This is a genomic window from Variovorax paradoxus (assembly GCF_024734665.1).
In the GTDB taxonomy this organism is placed as follows: domain Bacteria; phylum Pseudomonadota; class Gammaproteobacteria; order Burkholderiales; family Burkholderiaceae_C; genus Variovorax.
Genome location: NZ_CP102931.1, coordinates 3,016,528 through 3,034,598 on the forward strand (window position 1 = coordinate 3,016,528; position 18,071 = coordinate 3,034,598).

The window sequence follows — 18,071 nt, forward strand, 5'->3', positions numbered from 1 at the left end:
ATTCGGCATACGAAATGAAACCATTCATCTCGTCGGACCTCCATGCGCGATCCGAGCACAACCAGTCGAAGCCCAAGCTGATGTTCTTCGGCGACCCGCACGGCAATCTCGATCTGGTGATCGGCGTGGTTGAGCGCTTTCAGCCTGAGGCGATCGTGCTGCTGGGTGACATCCAGGCGCGCAGGCCTCTGCACGTCGAGTTGAGGCCGATCCTGGATCTAACCGAGATCTGGTTCATCCATGGGAACCACGACACGGATTCTGATGCCGACTACGACAACCTGTGGGGATCAGAGCTCGCCACCCGCAACCTGCACGGACGCATCGTCGAGATCGCCGGATACGAGGTCGCAGGCCTGGGCGGCATCTTCCGCAGCAAGATCTGGGATCCGCGGCGGCCGATCGAGGAGGCGGCGTTCCCGTCGAGCGACGCCATGCGCCGCACCATGAAGCGCGAGGAACGGTGGCGCGACGGCATCTCCCGCAAGCACCGGTCCTCCATCTTCCCGACCGATTACCAACAGCTGCTCAGGCACCCATCTGCCGACATTCTGGTGACGCACGAGGCGCCGGCGGCCCACCCACATGGCTGGAAGGTGATCGACGAACTCGCTGAGACGCTCGGAGTCCAACTGCTGGTCCATGGCCATCACCACGAGAATAGGGATTACCTCGCCGACGGCCTCATGCCCGCCATGGCGCCGTTCCGTGTCTTCGGGGTCGACATGGGTTCGCACCTGGCGTGGCCGCGGGATCCGCAGAGGGAGACTGGGCCAGAACGCCCTCCAGAAGACTTGCTCGATCTCGCCGCCCAGGTCTTCGGCTCAGAGGCTCAAGTCTGGTTGGACAAGCCGCACAAATGGCTCGATGGCCAAACGCCAGCAGCGTTCGCTGCCGCGGGCGGTGCGGACAAGGTGCGATCAATGCTCAACGCAATTCAACACGGTGGCGTCGTATGAGACGAACACGGACCCTGGCGCGGAACGCCTTCTCAACTTGCCGGGCTTCGCGCGCACTTTGAAGAGGCATCCCCATGAAAGTGCTGATCCTTTCCGACCTTCACCTCGAGTTCGCTCCCTTCGAGCCGGGGCCTGATCTCGAATTCGATGTCGTCATCCTCGCCGGCGACATTCATTCGCCTGCAAAGCGCGCCGTTCAGTGGGCGGCGGATCGATTCCGCGGTAAGCCCGTGATCTACCTGCTTGGCAACCACGAGTACTACGACGGGCGGTTAGACACGACCCTGACCGATGCACGCCGGGAGGCCGAAGGAACCAATGTCCATCTTCTCGACGGTGACGAGTCGGTGGTCGACGGCGTACGGTTCCTCGGCGCGACGCTGTGGACCGACTTCGCGCTCGCCATCGGGACGCCTGAAGGTCCGATCAGCGACGTCGGGCGCGCCATGAAGATGGCGACCAACCTGTTGAATGATTACGCGCTGATCCGCACGGTCGACGAGTCGGCAGAACCCGATACCTGGCGCGACAAGCAGGGAAGAAAGCTTCAAGCGGCCGACACGCTGCGGATTCATCAGGCACAGCGAGCTTGGTTGCGCGACAAGCTGTCGGAACCGTTCGCCGGACCGACTGTGGTTGTGACGCACCATGCGCCTCATCGCGGTTCGCTGGCGCAGCGTCATGCCGATGACTGGGCCTCAGGCGCTTTCGTCACCGAGCTTCCGGATGAATTTTTTGATGTGCCAGTGCTCTGGGTGCATGGTCACACGCATCAGCAGTTCGACTATCGCGTCTGTTCCTGCCGAGTCGTGAGCAATCCGCGCGGCTATGTGAATTGGAGTGGGAGAGTCGAGAACAAGGCTTTCGATCCTGGCCTGGTCATCGACGTGAAACCTTGCGCCCACTGAAACAGCTCGTGGAGTTGAGGCACCGAGGCATTGCAGGTCCAGGCGTTGGGACCGACGCACCGCGGGGCGATCATCCTGATCAACCTTTCGCGCAGCTACGTGAACTGGGAACTCGGCGCTTGCAGCACCGAGGTACCGGCGATCAGGTGGGATGCCAAGTCGCAGCAATTGTCATGCGGCAGCTTCGGTCTTCGTTGCATAGCCACCGAGGAAAACCTGCACCGCACGCAGCGTCGCCTCCCGCAGTTCCTTGCGCGTCAGCGGCCCCTTGAGGCCCAGGAGGCACGGCCTGACCGTCTCCGAATCCAGCAGTGACAGCAGATGCTGCGCCGCAATGCCAGGGTCGGCTGGCCGCAGCCTGTTCTTGCGCATCTGCTGCTCCAGGAAATCCGCCAGCGCGACGACACCCTGCTTGGGACCGCCCTCGTAGAAAAGCCGCCCGATGTCACTGCGGCCGGACTCCGCGATCACGGCCCTGTGCGCCTGGATGACGTCTTGCGAGCACACCGCGGCCATGATCTTCTCGCCAAAGCGTTGCAGCACGCGCTCGAGGTTGTCATCGCTCTCCTCTGCCAGCGCGGTGAGGATCGGTTCGAAGTGGCGCTTCGCCGAGCCGAGGATCACGGCCACGAACAGTTCCTCCTTGGAGGCGAAGTACCCATAGAGCGTGGCCCTTGAGCCGCCCACGCGCGCGGCGATTTCCATCATGGAGGCGCCCTCGAACCCCAGTTCCCTGAAGACTTCGGACGCCACCTGGACGATGGCCTCGCGCTTGGCTTCGGTTTTCACTCGCATCTGGTACCTCCATTTATTTCCATACACATGTGCTCATTATTGATTGACACGGAGCCGGAAGTCAAAATACATTTCAGTACACAACTGTCTATTTATAAACGACCGGACACCTCCTTGCCCTGTCGCTCTACTGGAGAATTTCCATGCGCCCTCCTCTCACCTACTGCCTGACCTTCGCCGCGGCCCTCGCATCGACCTGCATGCTTGTCGCTTGCGGCAAACCGCCGGGCGGCCCGCCGCCGGCGCCCGGCACGCCGGAGGTCGGCGTGGTCACCGTGCAACCGCAGCGCGTCGCCATCACGACCGAGCTGCCCGGGCGCACCGTGCCCTTCCTCATCGCCGATGTGCGCCCCCAGGTCGGCGGCATCGTGAAGACCCGCACGTTCCGCGAAGGCAGCGACGTGAAGGCCGGCGAGGCGCTTTACCAGATCGATCCCGCCACTTACAAGGCAACCTACGACAGCAACCTCGCCGCGCTGGCCAAGGTGCAGGCCAGCCTGGTCACCACGCGGCTGAAGGCCGAGCGCTACAAGGAGCTCGTGGCCATCAAGGCGGTGAGCCAGCAGGACTACGACGATGCCGCGGCTTCGCTGCAGCAAGGCGAGGCCGATGTCGCAGCGGCTAAGGCCAATGTGGAAACGAGCCGCATCAACCTGGCCTATGCGCGCATCGATGCGCCGATTTCGGGCCGCATCGGCAAATCGACGGTCACGCCCGGCGCGCTGGTCACGGCCAGCCAGTCCACCGCGCTCGCAACCATCCAGCAGCTGGACCCGATCTACGTGGACGTGACGCAACCCAGCGCCGCGATGCTCCGCCTCAAGCAGGCCATGGCGCGCGGCGATCTTCAAAAAAGCGGCGCCAATGCAGCCAAGGTGCAACTGATGCTGGAAGACGGCAGCACGTATCCGCTCGAAGGCAAGCTCGAGTTCTCGGACGTCACCGTGGACCAGAACACTGGCGCGATCACGCTGCGCGCGGTGTTCCCCAATCCGAACGCAGACCTTTTGCCCGGCATGTACGTGCGCGCCGTGTTGCAGGAAGGCGTGAAGGAACAGGCACTCATGGTGCCGCAGCAGGCGGTGTCGCGCGACGGCGCCGGCAAGCCGATGGCCTACGTGGTGGACGCGCAGCACAAGCTGCAGAAGCGCGCGCTCGAGACCGAACGCACCATCGGCGACCAGTGGCTGGTGCGCAGCGGCCTGCAGGCCGGCGACAAGCTGGTGGTGGACGGCCAGCAGCGCGCGGCGCAGGGCGTCGAGGTGAAGACGGTGGAATGGGCGCCCAAGCCGACGGCTCGAGCCCAGCCCGACCCCAAGGCCGGCACCGAGACCGCCAAGGCCGCCCCGTCAGGCACGGCCGGCGCCGCTAACTGATCGAAAGAGACCGCCATGGCACGTTTCTTCATCGACCGCCCCATCTTCGCGTGGGTCCTCGCCATCATCGTGATGCTGGGCGGCATCATGTCCATCGCCACGCTGCCGATCGCGCAGTACCCGAGCATTGCGCCGCCCGCCGTCGCCATCACCGCCAACTACCCCGGCGCCTCCGCCAAGACGCTGGAAGACACCGTCACCCAGGTCATCGAGCAGAAGATGAAGGGGCTGGACCGGCTCAGCTACATGGCCTCGACCAGCGAGTCGTCGGGCACCGTCACCATCACGCTGACCTTCGAGAACGGCACCGATCCCGACACCGCGCAGGTGCAGGTGCAGAACAAGCTCTCGCTGGCCACGCCGCTGCTGCCCCAAGAGGTGCAGCAGCAAGGCGTCACCGTCACGAAGTCGGCCACCAACTTCCTGAACGTGCTGGCCTTCACCTCCGAAGACGGCAGCATGACCGGCTCCGATCTGTCGGACTATGTGGCCGCGAACGTGCAGGACCCCTTGAACCGCGTCGAGGGCGTGGGCGACACCACCCTCTTCGGATCGCAGTACGCGATGCGCGTGTGGATCGACCCGAACAAGCTCGTCAACTTCAACCTCACGCCGCTGGACGTGAAGAACGCGATCCAGGCGCAGAACGCGCAGGTGTCGGCCGGCCAGCTCGGCGGCATGCCGGCGGCAGGCAACCAGCAGCTCAATGCGACCATCACCTCGCAGACGCGCCTGAAGACCGCGCAAGAGTTCGAAGACATCCTGCTGCGCACGCAGACCGACGGCTCCCAGGTGCGCCTGCGCGACGTGGCCCGCCTCGAGCTGGGCAGCGAGTCGTACAACACGGTCGGCCGCTACAACGGCAAGCCGGCCGCCGGTCTGGCCATCAAGCTGGCCGCGGGCGCCAATGCGCTCGACACGGTCAAGGCCATCGATGCACGCGTGGCCGAACTCGAGAAGTTCTTTCCGCAGGGCATGAAGGTGCAGAAGCCCTACGACACCACGCCCTTCGTGCGGATCTCCATCGAGGACGTCGTCAAGACGCTGATCGAGGCGGTCGTGCTGGTGTTCCTGGTGATGTACCTCTTCCTGCAGAACTTCCGTGCCACGCTGATCCCGACCATCGCGGTTCCCGTGGTGCTGCTGGGCACCTTCGGCATGCTCGCGGCCTTCGGCTTCACCATCAACACCCTGACGATGTTCGCGATGGTGCTGGCCATCGGCCTCCTGGTGGACGATGCGATCGTGGTGGTCGAGAACGTCGAGCGCGTGATGACTGAGGAAGGCCTCTCGCCCAAGGAGGCCACGCGCAAGTCCATGGGCCAGATCACGGGCGCGCTGGTCGGCGTGGCACTGGTGCTGGCGGCGGTGTTCGTGCCGATGGCTTTCTTCGGCGGTTCCACGGGCGTGATCTACCGGCAGTTCTCGATCACCATCGTCTCGGCGATGGCGCTGTCGGTGCTGGTGGCGCTGGTGCTCACGCCGGCCCTGTGTGCAACGCTACTCAAGCCGGTGCCCAAGGGCCACGCGATGGCGACCACCGGCTTCTTCGGCTGGTTCAACCGCAGCTTCGACCGCGGAAACCATCGCTACCAGGGCATCGTTCGGCACATGGTGGGCAAGGGATGGCGCTACATGGCCGTGTACGCGGTCTTGTTCGCCGTGGTGGTCTTCGGCTTCATGAAAGTGCCGGTCGGTTTTCTGCCGGACGAGGACCAGGGCACGATGTTCGGGTTGGTGCAGTTGCCGCCGGGCGCGACCAATGCGCGCACGGCAGAAGTGATCCGCCAGGTGGAGCACCACTTCCTGGTCGACCAGAAAGACGCTGTCTCGGGCATCTTCACGGTGGCCGGCTTCAGCTTCGCAGGCAACGGGCAGAACACGGGCTTTGCCTTCATCAAGCTCAAGCCCTGGGACGAGCGCAAGGGCGAAGCGCTGAGCGTGACGGGCGTTGCCGCAAAGGCCGCCGCCTTCTTCAACACGATCCGCGATGCGAAAGTGTTTGCCTTCGCCCCACCGGCCGTGGCCGAACTGGGCAACGCGACCGGCTTCGACCTGATGCTGCAAGACCGCGCCAACCTCGGCCACGCCGCCCTGATGCAGGCGCGCAACCAGCTGCTTGGCACGCTGGCCAAGGACAAGCGCCTGGTGGCCGTGCGCCCCAACGGGCAGGAGGACGCGCCCGAGTTCAAGCTCGAGATCGATCCCCACAAGGCACAGGCCCTGGGCCTTTCGATGGGCGACGTCAACGACACCTTCTCGGCCGCATGGGGCAGCAGCTACGTCAACGACTTCATCGACAAGGGCCGCGTGAAGAAGGTGATGCTGCAGGCCGATGCCCCGTACCGCATGCTGCCCGAGGACATCGACCGCTGGTACGTGCGCAACAGCGCCGGAACGATGGTGCCCTTCACCTCGTTCGCCAAGGCGAGCTGGAGTTCTGGTTCGCCCCGCCTGGAGCGCTACAACGGCGTGCCCTCGGTGGAAATCCTGGGCATGGCGAGGCCGGGCTCCGCATCGAGCGGCGAGGCGCTCGCCATCGTGGAAGCGGCAGTCGCGCAATTGCCCGCGGGCATCGGCTACGAATGGACCGGCCTGTCGCGCCAGGAAAAGGCCTCGACCGGCCAGACCGGCCTCTTGTACGCGCTGTCGATCCTGATCGTGTTCCTCTGCCTGGCCGCGCTCTACGAGAGTTGGGCCATCCCGTTCTCGGTGATCATGGTGGTGCCGCTCGGCGTGCTGGGCGCACTGATCGGCGCGATCCTCACCTGGAAGATGAACGACGTGTACTTCCAGGTGGGCCTGCTCACCACGATCGGCCTCGCATCGAAGAACGCCATCCTGATCGTCGAGTTCGCCAAAGACCTGCATGCACAGGGCAAGGGCCTGGTCGAGTCCGCGCTGGAAGCGGCGCGTCTTCGCCTGCGGCCCATCCTCATGACCTCGCTGGCTTTCATCCTCGGCGTGCTGCCGCTGATCCTGGGCAGCGGCGCCGGGGCCGGCGCGCAGCACGCGCTGGGCACGGCGGTCATCGGCGGCATGCTGTCCGGCACCATCCTGGCGATCTTCTTTGTTCCTCTTTTCTTCGTGCTGGTGCTCCGTCTCTTCAATGGCAAGAGCGATTCCGCCGCACCGGCCCCGCATGCCCAACCGGCCCCGGCCGCATCTTGAGGTGCCTGTCATGAACCTGTTCCGCTTCACCCCGCTCGCGCTTGCTGTCCTCATGGCCGGCTGCAGCCTGATGCCCACCTACCAGCAGCCCGCGGCGCCCGTGCCCGGCAAGTTCGCCGGCGACGCGAATGGCAGCCCGGCGTCCACGCCGGTCGCCGATCTCGGCTGGCGAGACGTGTTCACCGATCCGTCGCTGCAGCGCGTGATCGAGATGAGCCTGGCCAACAACCGCGACCTGCGCGTCGCAGTGCTCAATATCGAGAAGGCCCGCGCCCAGTACCGGGTGCAGGACGCGGCGTTCTTCCCCACCGTCAATGCCAGCGCCGGCGGCAGTCGCAGCCGGACGCCGGCCGGGCTGTCGTCCACCGGCGAGGCGGTCGACGCACGTCAGTACAGCGCATCGCTCGGATCCAGCGCCTACGAGGTCGACCTGTTCGGCCGCGTTCGCAGCCTGAGCACGCAGGCGCTGCAGGAGTTCCTCTCGACGACAGAGGCGCGCCGCAGCACGCAGATCACTCTGGTGGCCGAGGTGGCGACCAGCTACCTCACGCTCGCCGCCGACCAGGACCGGCTGAAGCTCGCGCGCGACACGCTGCAGAGCCAAAGCGACTCCTATCGCCTCAACCAGCGCAGCTTCGAACTGGGCACGGCTTCGGCACTCACGCTGAGCCAGGCGCAGACCAGCGTGGACACCGCGCGCGTCGATGTCGAGCGCTACACCTCCCAGGTGGCACAAGATCGCAATGCGCTGGTGCTGCTCGTGGGCGGCGAAGTTCCCGACGGATTGCTGCCGCAGGTCTTGCCCGACCGGGCGACCGCGGCTGCGAGCCCGTTGGCGAGCATTCCGCCGGGGCTGCCCTCGGAGCTGCTGCAGCGCCGCCCCGACATCCTGCAGGCCGAGCGCGATCTCAAGGCGGCCAACGCCTTCATCGGCGCGGCGCGCGCAGCCTTCTATCCACGCATCACCCTCACCGCGTCGGCCGGCACGTCGAGCAGAGAACTCTCGGGCCTCTTCAACGGCGGCTCGGGCAACTGGAGCTTCGCGCCGCAGATCACGCTGCCGATCTTCGACGGCGGCGCCAATCGCGCCAATCTCAAGATCGCCACCGTGAACCGCGACATTTCGGTGGCCCAGTACGAGAAGGCGATCCAGACCGCTTTTCGCGAGGTGTCGGATGCGCTGGTGCAGCGCAGCGCGCTCGAACGCCAACTCGACGCGCAGCAGTCGCTGGTGGATGCGACAGCGCAGAGCTACCGGCTTTCGGACGCGCGCTTCCAGCGCGGCGTGGACAGCTACCTGAACGTGCTCGATTCACAGCGCTCGCTCTACACCGCCCAGCAGAACCTGATCGGAACCCGCCTGTCGCGCTTCACCAACCTGGTGACGTTCTACAAGACGCTGGGCGGTGGATGGGTGGAGAGCTCGGAAACCTCGATGCCAGGCCCCATCGCACGCACCACGCAACTCGCGCCATGAGGCGCAGCCGCGCGGCCGCCGAAATCACCCGAACCCGGGTTTTCCGAGCGGCACTGGAAGCATTTGCTGCCAGAGGTGTACGTGCTACCTCGTTGGAAGATGTGGCGTCGCTCGCGGGCGTCACGCGAGGTTCCGTGTATGGGCACTTCGAGAGCAAGGCTGCACTGGTGGCCGAGATCATCGATCAGCTTCAATGGCCAATGGACATCGGGCCGGAAATCGCTGCCTATCGCTCCCACCCGGAGCCGCTGCACCTCTTGCGCGACCACATGTGGCGACAGATGACGCGCTGCATGGACGATCCGGACCAGTGGCGCGCCGCGCAACTGGTGCTCCTGCCCTTGGAGCGGGCCGAGTTGCCTGCAGGCGCAGCGACTCGGATCGGACGCACGATGGGGGAAGCGGTGGAACGACTGAGCCAGGTGATGACCCTTGCCTGGGAACGCCGTCAGCTGCGGGAGGGACTGCAGCCGGCTTGCGTGGCACGCTGCCTGCACTCGGTGGGCATCGCCGTTCTCGCCGAGCATGCCAATCGACAGGAAGGGTGCGGACCTCATGCATCGTCGTTGAGCATCGACCTGTTCATGGCCGGAGCCCGCCGTGATGCTGCTACGGTGCAATCAGGTACTGGATTGCACCGGTCTTTGGTCTGAACCGCGAAGCGGTTTGAGCAGCCGCCGAAGTGAATTTCGGCTGGTCTCTGCATGTTTTGACGAGTTGGAACAGCCGATCGATGTCTTCCGGACGTTGATCATGTCAAGGCTCTTGGTCGGCTGAGCTCTGACTTGAATTTTTCACCATCCGCTCCAGCAGTTCTTGCAGGTGATCGAACTCTGAACTGCTGAACCCCGCAAGAATCTGGTTCTGGAATTCGATGACAGTCGGCGTGTATTTCTCCGCAATCGCGCGTCCCAAGGCTGTCAGCACCACATTGACGACTCGTCGATCCGAAGCAGTGCGCACCCGTTGACACAGGCGCTTGCGTTCCAAGCGATCCAGAAGGCGGGTCATCGCCGGATCGGTCACACCGGACAACCGCGCAAGTTCAACGATCCGCAATGTCCCATGACAAAGGAGACAGCGCAGTGCCCGGACCTGGACTTGTGTCAGTTCGTCCTTCTGATCCAGTGTGGCTTCCATGCTTGCGGTCAATGCCGTGAACGCGCGGCGCATCAGATGGAAGACGCTGTCGTCGATGCGATAGTTACTCCCGCTGTAGAAGCCTTGATTCATTCTCTCTCTCGACTTCGAAGGATCAAACCCCGACTCCGTTCATCCCAAGCAGTTTCTGATGTACCGACAGGGCACCACGGAGCGCATCTTCTAAACGGTGCCCGCATCTCGTCCATTGCGAAGTCGAAACAATCCGCGTGGCACCACCAGACGATCACCCGCCCATCAACAAGTGCCGATTGACGATTGAGCCTGGCAGGTCAAGGATCAAGGTGCTCATCGCTTGGAATGCGTTCGAGATTTGGCATGGTTCATTAATGATGCCAATTTGACACCATGTTGTCGTATTGGAGGTGTGCGGATGGTAGCACTACGACAAGATGAAATCTCGAAAGGACGGGCCGAGCGTGCCCCGTTCAAATGCCACCACACCGTGCCACTGAATGGCCCTCTCGCTGGCCGGATCACGATTCACACGCGTCGGCGTGGCGAGCGCTGTTCCAGCGCATGGCCGAGCAAGTTCATAGAACGCCCTTATGCATCACCAATCGGGCCACCTTGAGTGAGGTTCAGACGTGGACATCGATGGTCCGATCAATCAGCGGGAAGCGGCAGTGGTTGCCAATCAGAAGCCGTGTTGCAGCGCAGAATTCAAGATCCATGTTCTCTTCGCTTGCGCGGAGCCCCGCGGTCCAGTCCCGTTCGGGCGAAACCGCTGGGCAACCTCTCCCGCTTGGATCATTGCGGCGTTGCAAGGGACGGACAAATTTGCGGGCCATCCTCAAAAGATTTCGCGCGCCCAAGCGACGAGGCGTTTGGCCAACTGATCCTTCAACGCATCCTGTCCGACCATGAAGTGGGTTGCGCCCTGCAACACCTCCGACTGGCAACGTTCGCCTGCAGCAGCGATGTATCGCTCCATCTGCGACGGCAGAACGAGTTCGTCGTTTCCGTAGTTAATTGCTAGAACGGGCACAGTCGTTCGCGCCAAGCACTCGGGGCCATTGGCGCGGCTGTCATCCACGCTCCATTGGCTGAGCCAGGTGCGCATCGTGCTGAGCCGCCCCATGCTGAGATGCGAGTTATTGAGTTGCCTAGTCAACTCCATCGAGCGCGGCTTGCGACCGTTCGCATCCAGCGTCACGTCGATGAACGCCGGATCCGCGCCCGTGCCATGGACAATGAGAATGCGGTCCGCAGGTCCGGCGGGATTGCTGCGAAGCGCCGCCAGCGTCGCGTGCGCGCGATGCGAAAGCCGGCGGTTGCGTGCCAATTGCGCGGCCCGATAGATCGCGATCCAGTCCCGGTCATACGGCACCAGGCGATCGACAAAAAGGTCTAGCTCCCGATCGCGAAGCCCAGGATCATGCTCGTCGATGATGGCGGGATCGAGATAGGCAGTCAGCGCCTCCGCCCTCCCCGGATGGGCTGACAGCAAAACGATGGCGTCTGCCTTGGGAAGGCTCCCCATCTCAAACGCTGCGCCATCCGGGAAGGTCGTGATGTATGGACTTTCCGCCTCGGCCTGATAGAGCGACGAGAGCGATCCTCCGCCGGAATTTCCGATCAGCACCACCTTCTCGTACCCCTCCTCCCGCAGAAAATGAACGGCCCTGCCGAGGTCCTGCACGCACTGCTCCATCGTCAATTCCACTTCGTTGTTGATGAAGCGCGTAGCAACACCCAGGCAGGCGCCACCGTTCTGCTCCAGGTACGGCAAGAGGTAGTGCTTTGTGAAGTCTCCGGCGGGGTGGCACAACACGAATGCCACGCGCTTGTCACAGCCCGCGTCGCAGAGTCGAGCGCCCAGGAACAGCGGGAACGCCTCCCCGCCGCGGCGCGTATCGGTGCTGGGGGTTGCCTTGCCGACCAGCGTTACTGGCTTTCCACTGACAGTTGTCAAAACAGTAGCTCCTTGATAGTGGGTTGAAATTCGCGCTTCTGAGGCCGTTCACGCCCGGCCTCGTGGTGTTCCGGCGATGGCTCAGAACGCGTGGCGGATGCCGAAGTCGTATCCCGTTGAAGTTCTTGGCGTGAAGACGCCCGCGCTGACAAAGGCAGGGCCGCCCACGGTCACCGCGGCGCCGTTGCTGTTGCGAATCTGGGCGAAGTTCGCGTACAGCGCGGTGCGCCTGGAAAGGTTGTGCACGTACCCGATGCTGAACTTGGTGGCTTTCGGATCGGGTACTGGAGAGTTCCCGTTCATGTCGTACTTGACGCGTGCATAAGACGCACGAATGAGGCCGGGGCCGATCGGCACGGTCACGCCGATCAGGTATCCGACAAATTCGGAATCAGGCACGGGAATCAAGGGGGCGACGACTTCATCTCGTTCCCGACGCATGCGCGTCAACTCCCCAAAGAGTTTGGCCACGCCGAAGTCGTAAGAGGCGCCCAAATTTGCGGTCCTGACATCGTCGGTCGTTCCTGCGAAGTAGCTATCGGCGGCGATGCTGCTGCCGTACGAAACTGCGATGTCCAGGGGACCACGGAGATATCCGAGGCGGCCGCCCACGTAGCGCCCGGCGCGTGCGCTTGCCACGGCGCCGGGGTTGACCTGACCGGTGACCGGGTTGACGCCCGGTGGCGTCGCGCTCCCCGGCGCGTAACTGTTGTTCTCGTGCAGCGCATACATGAACTGGCCATAGATTCCACCCAGTGCCGGCGGCAGAAAGTACGCGACCGAATTGCTGGCACGCATGTAGTTGGGATTCCCGCCGAAGCCACCCGCTCCACCGGTTGGATTGAATAGGCTGGCAGACGAGATCAGGTTGGCGCCCACACCCACCGCTCCGAACGGATCGAAGACGGCATCGCTCCAGAAGGTCGGGGTGTAGTCGCGTCCAAGCCGCAGCTCGCCGAATTCACCCATCAGGCTCAGCGTGGAGCGGCGGGTGAAGGTCGAGAGACCCGTGGCACCATCGTCGTTGGTGATCGGGCTTTCGAGCCAGAAACCGGCGGCCAGGCCGCCGCCGAGATCTTCCGTACCCCTGAAGCCCAGTCGGCTGTTGTTGTAGGCGGAGTTGGCGAGCGCCGTCCGACTGGCGGTGACCGAGCCCTGGTTGACATAGAACGGCGACGTAAAGGTGGCGGCGTTGCGGTCCTCCGATTTGTTGGCATAGTGACTTACCGAGGCATCAATGACGCCGAAGATCGTCAAGGATGATTGGGCGTGGGCCAGCCCGGACGCGCCGAGGACCAGCATGCTCAGCGACCCCGCTTTCATCCGCTTGCTTCCACGCATCGCGCAAGTAAATTTCATCATGTTTTTTGTCTCCATCTTTTTTTGCGATCCGCGCTGGTGCACCGCGCGACGGATCAGTCCAGCCCGGCGGCGAGCGGACCCACATCGATCGGCCGCACGAATGCTTTTGCCGACCAAATTTCTCGAGTGCAAAGCAGCGGCTCCGCCGCGTGCGGCGGTGCGAAGCCATCGTTCGATCAACGATGCCCCGTCAGCCCCCTGAAACGGAGGGCCGCGCTTTTTTCATCGCGTGCGCTGTGGCACTCAGTTCGTGGTCTTCACGTAGACGTTGCCATCCATGAGCTGCACCGGATAGATCCTGAGTTTCATATTGCTCTTGTCGCAGCAAGCGGCCTCGCCAGTGATGGTGTCGAATCGGAGGAAATGCCAAGGGCAGATCACCTCGCCGTCCACCACTCGCCCGAAACGGAGGGGGCCCTTCATGTGCGGGCACTTGCTGTCGAACGCCACGATCGCTTCTTCATCGGCTGAACGCCGCGCGATCGCAATCGAATGCCCGTTGACGTTGCATGTCACGACGGTGCCGTCGGGAGGGACTTCGGATTGCGCGCAGGCAAGCGCCGGCTCCGGCGAATTCAAGGTACGGGTGTTCATGCTTCAGCTCTTGCCGCTTTGGGGCGGTTGGATTTCGTTCGGAATCAAGGTGGCCGCAAGAGGGTGGACGCCGCCGCAGCCGCCACAGGTTCGAAGCTGAAGATCGGCGTCGAATGCAGCGGTCGTGGCATCGGCTTGCCGTAGAAAAGATTGGAAGGCGAGCCGGGGGATGTCGAAGGTCTGCGGGTGGATCGGCGTACTGCAGCGCGGACAAGTCCAATCGACCACGGCTTGGCCCGGTTTGCCGGCAGCGCCGCCTATCGCCAGTGCCGCGTACCTGCCGGTCGAGCACGCCGTGTCCAGCCACATTGCATCGGAATCGAGTGCAAGCCAGAACCCCATCAAGTTCTCGACTGTGAAGGCCACCCCTGCGGCAATCTTGTGCAATACCGGGCTGCCATCCTGATGTTCGATCGCGACGACCCGGTTACCGATGCGCTCGAGGAGGCGATACCTCGGACCGCCCTCGGCGCTTGCCCCCGTCCAGATTGCGTATTGGCCCCTGTGCTGCCAGCCAACGCTGTTGTCATTGAACAAGCGCACGAACGACATGTCCGGAGCCGGAATCGGCTTGTCCGACGGCACGAACCCGCGGCTTACCACAGGAACCTCGCAGCACGCTCCTCAGGCCGGTCGGCCGGCTGCATCCCCGAGTACGCGAGCGGATTCTTGAATCCACAACACGGACACGTCTGGTTCTTGGGATCGGCGTTATAGGCCCGCACCGCGGCCAGTTCGGCGGCCCAGAATGCGCTGAAGTCGGTCGATTCGCGCATGAAGAGCAGCGTGAGGCACTTGTCGCAGTACCAGGCGAAGCGGTCGGCTTCATCGCCGCTGGGTTTTCCCATGATGATGACCACGCGCGCCGGGCGGCTGCCTTCCGGGGGCAGCGGAATGATGATCTCGTCCTTGTCATTGATATGCCAATAGCCAAAGACATGTTGCGTGCGGTGAGGCGTGCCGGCCCGCGTCACATGCGCCGAGAACGGGATTCGTGGAACCTCGACCACGCCGTTCGGGCCGATCTCGTAGTTCTTGCGAATCGCCGGCAGCGAAACCGGCATCGCCTTCTGGCCGTACTCCGCAACGGCATCTCTCTCGATCGTACGGATGCCGACCACGTTGTCGCCGATGTCCTTGAATCCGAAGAACTGCTTGATGAGCTTCTCATCGAAGTAGTCAAAGCCGCCGGCTGCCTGCTCGAGGGGGCCGGCTGAATAGATGTCACTGAAAGCCATGGTGTCTCCTTTCTTGCCAATTGCGTTTCGCCCGCTCACTTCATGTAGCCGTGTTCACGGTAATAGCGTTCGGCACCAGGATGCAGTGGCGCACCCGTTCCCTTCCACATGGCATGGGGATCGATTGGATAGGTCATCGCGGCGATCTCGGAGGGTTGATGGCGATAGCGCGCCTCGAGTTCTGCGCGTTGCTCGACCATGATGGAAGTCAGCCGATACGCCAAGTCTTCGCCCATGTCTTCGCGAACCAGGATTCCCCAGTTCGACCAGTCCAGGCACGGTACGTCTTCCGATGCACGCAGATAGCCCTTCGAAAGAACCCCTGGCCTTAGACCGTACTTGGTGGCCAACGCGTCGAGCGCCTTCGACTCGAAAGGAAGGAAGCGCATCGGAACCTTCTCGACCAGTTCGCGCCACTGAGGGACCACGATGGCTTCGTTGATGATGGCGTTGGCTTGGCCGTTTGTGACGAATGGCACGCAGATGCGCGGGAAATCATGCTCCAACCATTCGCCGCCCCAGGCCTCGACTTCCACCCCATGCTCTTCGAGCACGCGGTCGATGACCCACATCATCAAATTGTCTTTGGTGCGAAATCCGCTCGCGAGCTTGAGCGGGAACTTCCTGTCACGCAGGTCCTTGAACGAAGTGATGCCGGTGTCTTCGCGAATGGCGAAGACCAGGCGGTCATTCTGCGGCAGCCAACCGAGACTTCGGATGAACGGCGCGGGCGCTTGGTCCGCGAAGAAATGGGTGCCCGCCCTCGCCCACTCCGGCGTCACATCGTAGGGCGTCGTGATGCTCAGGTCGACCTCACCCGTGACGAGTGCCTGGATGTTGTCGCCGTAGCCCGTTCCCGTCTTGATCCAGAACTGCGATCCAGGCGCCGACTGCCAGCGCAGATGCGCCGCCAGCCAGCCGGCGATGGCATGGAAGTTGGCGTTGCCCCAGTCAGCCACGATCTTGAAATCGACGACGGGGCCAATCTGTTTTTCCACGATTGCTTGGTTGTTCATGTTGGATGAGTCTCCTTGATGCTGCGGTTGAAAGGATGGTTAGCTGCGGATTTCGATCACAAAATCCCGCATCCAATTGACAGTATGTACGTACGGTGAAATTGGGGGTAGCGTGGTTTCTACCTAGACTCGATTGACCATTCAACCAGCCGTTACTATTGCTGATCCGTGAAATTCAGTCTCGAGTTGGAATCGGCGGACACATGTTCGTCGATATGTAACAATAAAAATCTCACAAGAAAGGTGCACTGTGTGAATCGCAAGCCGAGAAACCTACGCAGCGAGCAGAAGGATGCGACGCGCGAACAAATTCTTGAAGCGGCTACGAGATTGCTGGCTGAGCACGGCTACGCAGCGCTTCGGGTGGCGGCCGTCGCGACGGAAGCCGGCGTGTCGCTCGGCGGCCAGTTGCATCATTTCCCGAGCAAGGAATCGCTTGTCATCGCCGTCCTTGAACGGCTGTCGGCGCGCGTGCTTGAGCTTGCCGTGCAGGAGGCGGCGCGGGCGAGCAAGGAGGATGACTGCCTCGCGCCCATTTCGAAAAGCGCCGAGCGGTTCTATGCAGCTCCGGAGTTTCTGATCTACCTGGACATCTTCCTTTCAGTGCGTCGCCATACCTTGGTCGGCGACACCGCTGCGAGACTTCTGCTCTCGCAGCGCGCGGCGACCGAAGCGCTGTGGCTACCCCACCTCACCGGTCGAGGCATCAGTGAGGAAGAGGCACTCTTGATCGTGCGCTCACTGTGGGCCCTGTCGCGCGGGCTGGCCATTTCATCGGCGGGCGAGCAGCGCAAGTCCAACGATCAAGCCACCATCGACTTCGCCATCAAGGCCTTGCGGCATGCGTATTTGAAGAACCACGAGTGAGGTCGTGCAGCCCGTCTGACGGACTGCGACCAACAGCGCCTGGTTCGAGCGCGCGGTCGAGCCATCGACCCCGAGTTTTCCCTAGTCAAGCTGGCGCTGGTCGGAACATCTGTCAAAATGCTTAGGCGACGAAGTATTTTGTCGTTCGGACCACGGCTCCCGACCCTCAGTGAGCCGCCTTGTCTCTTCGACAACGCACACTCATGCAATTCTCTCGTCGCTCCCTGCTGGCAGCCATCGCGATGGCATCTTGTTTGATTGCATTTCACTCCAGCCGCGCGCAGGGCTACCCGGTTCAACCCGTGCGAGTACTGGTGCCGTATGTCCCCGGCGGTCTGCCGGACACAGTTGCCCGAATCGTTGCCCAAAAGCTGACCGAGTCGCTCGGTCAATCGTTCCTGGTCGACAACAAGCCAGGTGCAGGAGGTGCTGTGGCCGCGTTGACCTTGGCTCATGCGCCGGCAGATGGCTACACCTTGATGGTGACCGACGGGTCGATGTTGGCGATCCAGAAGTTCGTGAACGCGAAGCCGGTGTTCGATGCAGAAAAGGACTTCGCGCCGGTATCGCTGATCGGGATCGCGCCGCTCTACCTTGCAGTGAACGCGAATCTCAAGGTCAACAATCTCGACGATCTAATCGCTCTTGCAAGGGCAAAACCAGGCATGTTGAGCTACGGCTCTTCCGGCATCGGCAGCGTTCACCACCTCACTGCTGAGGCGATGAACGCCGCCTTGGGAGTCAACATCCGACACATTCCGTATCGCGGCAGTGGCCAGTCGGTTCCCGCAATGATCGGAGGCCAGGTCGACATGATCTTCGCGTCGCCACCAGCGCTCATGGGATTCGTGTTGAACGGGAGAGCCAAGCTGATGGCGATCAATGCGGCCAGGCGTTCGCCTCAAACCCCCACCATTCCAGCACTGGCCGAGAAGATTCCCGGCTTCGACTTCGCCTTCAACGTCGTGATGCTGGCGAAGCCGGGCATCCCTGCCAGCGTTGTCGCCAAGATCAACGCAGAGGTCACAAAGATCGTGAAGATGCCTGAGGTCGTTGAGCAATTGCAGAAAGCCGGCGTGGATCCCGTCGGCGCTTCCGTACAACAGACAGAAACCGCCTTGCACCTTGAGTCGAAGCGCATCGGCGACGCCGCTCGGCTCGCCAACCTGAAGCCAGAGTGATCCATTTTTATCGATTCCACTCACCTGCATTTTTTTACTCTTATACTTAGT

16 protein-coding genes are annotated in these 18,071 nt (G+C 62.7%); 8 read left to right on the top strand and 8 right to left on the bottom strand.

Features of this window, described 5'->3' with window-relative positions; all coding sequences use genetic code 11:
* Nucleotides 1-14: 14 nt before the first annotated feature.
* Nucleotides 15-959: a metallophosphoesterase gene (locus NWF24_RS14185; RefSeq protein ID WP_258354702.1), complete on the top strand. Its 945-nt coding sequence runs from the start codon at nucleotides 15-17 to the stop codon at nucleotides 957-959.
* A gap of 74 nt (nucleotides 960-1,033) precedes the next feature.
* Nucleotides 1,034-1,867, top strand: coding sequence for a metallophosphoesterase (locus NWF24_RS14190; protein ID WP_258354703.1), 834 nt, complete (start codon nucleotides 1,034-1,036; stop codon nucleotides 1,865-1,867).
* Nucleotides 1,868-2,038: 171 nt separating this feature from the next.
* Here NWF24_RS14190 and NWF24_RS14195 read toward each other — a convergent pair whose 3' ends face one another.
* Entirely contained in the window at nucleotides 2,039-2,662 is a 624-nt protein-coding gene (locus NWF24_RS14195; protein WP_258354704.1) for a TetR/AcrR family transcriptional regulator, read from the bottom strand.
* A gap of 143 nt (nucleotides 2,663-2,805) precedes the next feature.
* On the opposite strand from NWF24_RS14195, the gene NWF24_RS14200 reads away from it, so the two are divergent.
* Genes NWF24_RS14200 through NWF24_RS14215 form a run of 4 tightly spaced genes read left to right on the top strand, consistent with a single transcriptional unit; the run spans nucleotide 2,806 to nucleotide 9,339 of the window.
* Nucleotides 2,806-4,038, top strand: coding sequence for an efflux RND transporter periplasmic adaptor subunit (locus NWF24_RS14200; RefSeq protein WP_258354705.1), 1,233 nt, complete (start codon nucleotides 2,806-2,808; stop codon nucleotides 4,036-4,038).
* A 15-nt stretch (nucleotides 4,039-4,053) separates the two neighbouring features.
* Nucleotides 4,054-7,209 (top strand): efflux RND transporter permease subunit, encoded by a 3,156-nt coding sequence (locus tag NWF24_RS14205; RefSeq protein ID WP_258354706.1) that lies wholly within the window; start codon nucleotides 4,054-4,056, stop codon nucleotides 7,207-7,209.
* A gap of 10 nt (nucleotides 7,210-7,219) precedes the next feature.
* Nucleotides 7,220-8,686: an AdeC/AdeK/OprM family multidrug efflux complex outer membrane factor gene (gene adeC, locus NWF24_RS14210; RefSeq protein WP_258354707.1), complete on the top strand. Its 1,467-nt coding sequence runs from the start codon at nucleotides 7,220-7,222 to the stop codon at nucleotides 8,684-8,686.
* A complete protein-coding gene (locus tag NWF24_RS14215; protein WP_258354708.1) occupies nucleotides 8,683-9,339 on the top strand; it encodes a TetR family transcriptional regulator in 657 nt (218 codons plus the stop codon). The genes adeC and NWF24_RS14215 overlap by 4 nt, the downstream gene beginning before the upstream one ends.
* Nucleotides 9,340-9,442: 103 nt before the next feature.
* On the opposite strand, the gene NWF24_RS14220 is transcribed toward NWF24_RS14215, so the two are convergent.
* The 7 genes from NWF24_RS14220 to NWF24_RS14250 all read right to left on the bottom strand — a co-directional run bounded on the left by NWF24_RS14220 (nucleotide 9,443) and on the right by NWF24_RS14250 (nucleotide 15,972).
* The gene (locus NWF24_RS14220) at nucleotides 9,443-9,919 is read right to left on the bottom strand and encodes a MarR family winged helix-turn-helix transcriptional regulator (RefSeq protein WP_258354709.1); all 477 of its coding nucleotides are present in this window, start codon (nucleotides 9,917-9,919) and stop codon (nucleotides 9,443-9,445) included.
* Nucleotides 9,920-10,640: 721 nt separating this feature from the next.
* Entirely contained in the window at nucleotides 10,641-11,762 is a 1,122-nt protein-coding gene (locus NWF24_RS14225; RefSeq protein ID WP_258354710.1) for an alpha/beta hydrolase, read from the bottom strand.
* A gap of 81 nt (nucleotides 11,763-11,843) precedes the next feature.
* On the bottom strand, nucleotides 11,844-13,085 hold the full coding sequence (locus NWF24_RS14230) for a porin (protein ID WP_258355292.1): 1,242 nt from the start codon (nucleotides 13,083-13,085) through the stop codon (nucleotides 11,844-11,846).
* Between the two features lie 282 nt (nucleotides 13,086-13,367).
* Entirely contained in the window at nucleotides 13,368-13,718 is a 351-nt protein-coding gene (locus NWF24_RS14235) for a Rieske (2Fe-2S) protein (protein ID WP_258354711.1), read from the bottom strand.
* A 3-nt stretch (nucleotides 13,719-13,721) separates the two neighbouring features.
* Nucleotides 13,722-14,303: a hypothetical protein gene (locus NWF24_RS14240; protein WP_258354712.1), complete on the bottom strand. Its 582-nt coding sequence runs from the start codon at nucleotides 14,301-14,303 to the stop codon at nucleotides 13,722-13,724.
* 11 nt (nucleotides 14,304-14,314) lie between these two features.
* A complete protein-coding gene (locus NWF24_RS14245; RefSeq protein ID WP_258354713.1) occupies nucleotides 14,315-14,956 on the bottom strand; it encodes a hypothetical protein in 642 nt (213 codons plus the stop codon).
* 35 nt (nucleotides 14,957-14,991) lie between these two features.
* Entirely contained in the window at nucleotides 14,992-15,972 is a 981-nt protein-coding gene (locus NWF24_RS14250) for a TAXI family TRAP transporter solute-binding subunit (RefSeq protein ID WP_258354714.1), read from the bottom strand.
* A 252-nt stretch (nucleotides 15,973-16,224) separates the two neighbouring features.
* Between NWF24_RS14250 and NWF24_RS14255 the strand changes: the two genes are divergently transcribed.
* A complete protein-coding gene (locus NWF24_RS14255) occupies nucleotides 16,225-16,839 on the top strand; it encodes a TetR/AcrR family transcriptional regulator (protein WP_258354715.1) in 615 nt (204 codons plus the stop codon).
* 203 nt (nucleotides 16,840-17,042) lie between these two features.
* Nucleotides 17,043-18,020: a Bug family tripartite tricarboxylate transporter substrate binding protein gene (locus NWF24_RS14260; protein ID WP_258354716.1), complete on the top strand. Its 978-nt coding sequence runs from the start codon at nucleotides 17,043-17,045 to the stop codon at nucleotides 18,018-18,020.
* The last annotated feature ends 51 nt before the right edge of the window (nucleotides 18,021-18,071 follow it).

Bases quoted from the DNA above. Each gene is read 5' to 3' on its own strand.
- NWF24_RS14190 (WP_258354703.1), top strand. From the start codon at position 1,034: ATGAAAGTGCTGATCCTTTCCGACCTTCACCTCGAGTTCGCTCCCTTC.
- NWF24_RS14185 (WP_258354702.1), top strand. From the start codon at position 15: ATGAAACCATTCATCTCGTCGGACCTCCATGCGCGATCCGAGCACAAC.
- NWF24_RS14260 (WP_258354716.1), top strand. From the start codon at position 17,043: ATGCAATTCTCTCGTCGCTCCCTGCTGGCAGCCATCGCGATGGCATCT.
- NWF24_RS14220 (WP_258354709.1), bottom strand. From the start codon at position 9,919: ATGAATCAAGGCTTCTACAGCGGGAGTAACTATCGCATCGACGACAGC.
- NWF24_RS14215 (WP_258354708.1), top strand. From the start codon at position 8,683: ATGAGGCGCAGCCGCGCGGCCGCCGAAATCACCCGAACCCGGGTTTTC.
- adeC (WP_258354707.1), top strand. From the start codon at position 7,220: ATGAACCTGTTCCGCTTCACCCCGCTCGCGCTTGCTGTCCTCATGGCC.
- NWF24_RS14200 (WP_258354705.1), top strand. From the start codon at position 2,806: ATGCGCCCTCCTCTCACCTACTGCCTGACCTTCGCCGCGGCCCTCGCA.
- NWF24_RS14245 (WP_258354713.1), bottom strand. From the start codon at position 14,956: ATGGCTTTCAGTGACATCTATTCAGCCGGCCCCCTCGAGCAGGCAGCC.
- NWF24_RS14195 (WP_258354704.1), bottom strand. From the start codon at position 2,662: ATGCGAGTGAAAACCGAAGCCAAGCGCGAGGCCATCGTCCAGGTGGCG.
- NWF24_RS14235 (WP_258354711.1), bottom strand. From the start codon at position 13,718: ATGAACACCCGTACCTTGAATTCGCCGGAGCCGGCGCTTGCCTGCGCG.
- NWF24_RS14250 (WP_258354714.1), bottom strand. From the start codon at position 15,972: ATGAACAACCAAGCAATCGTGGAAAAACAGATTGGCCCCGTCGTCGAT.
- NWF24_RS14230 (WP_258355292.1), bottom strand. From the start codon at position 13,085: ATGAAAGCGGGGTCGCTGAGCATGCTGGTCCTCGGCGCGTCCGGGCTG.
- NWF24_RS14205 (WP_258354706.1), top strand. From the start codon at position 4,054: ATGGCACGTTTCTTCATCGACCGCCCCATCTTCGCGTGGGTCCTCGCC.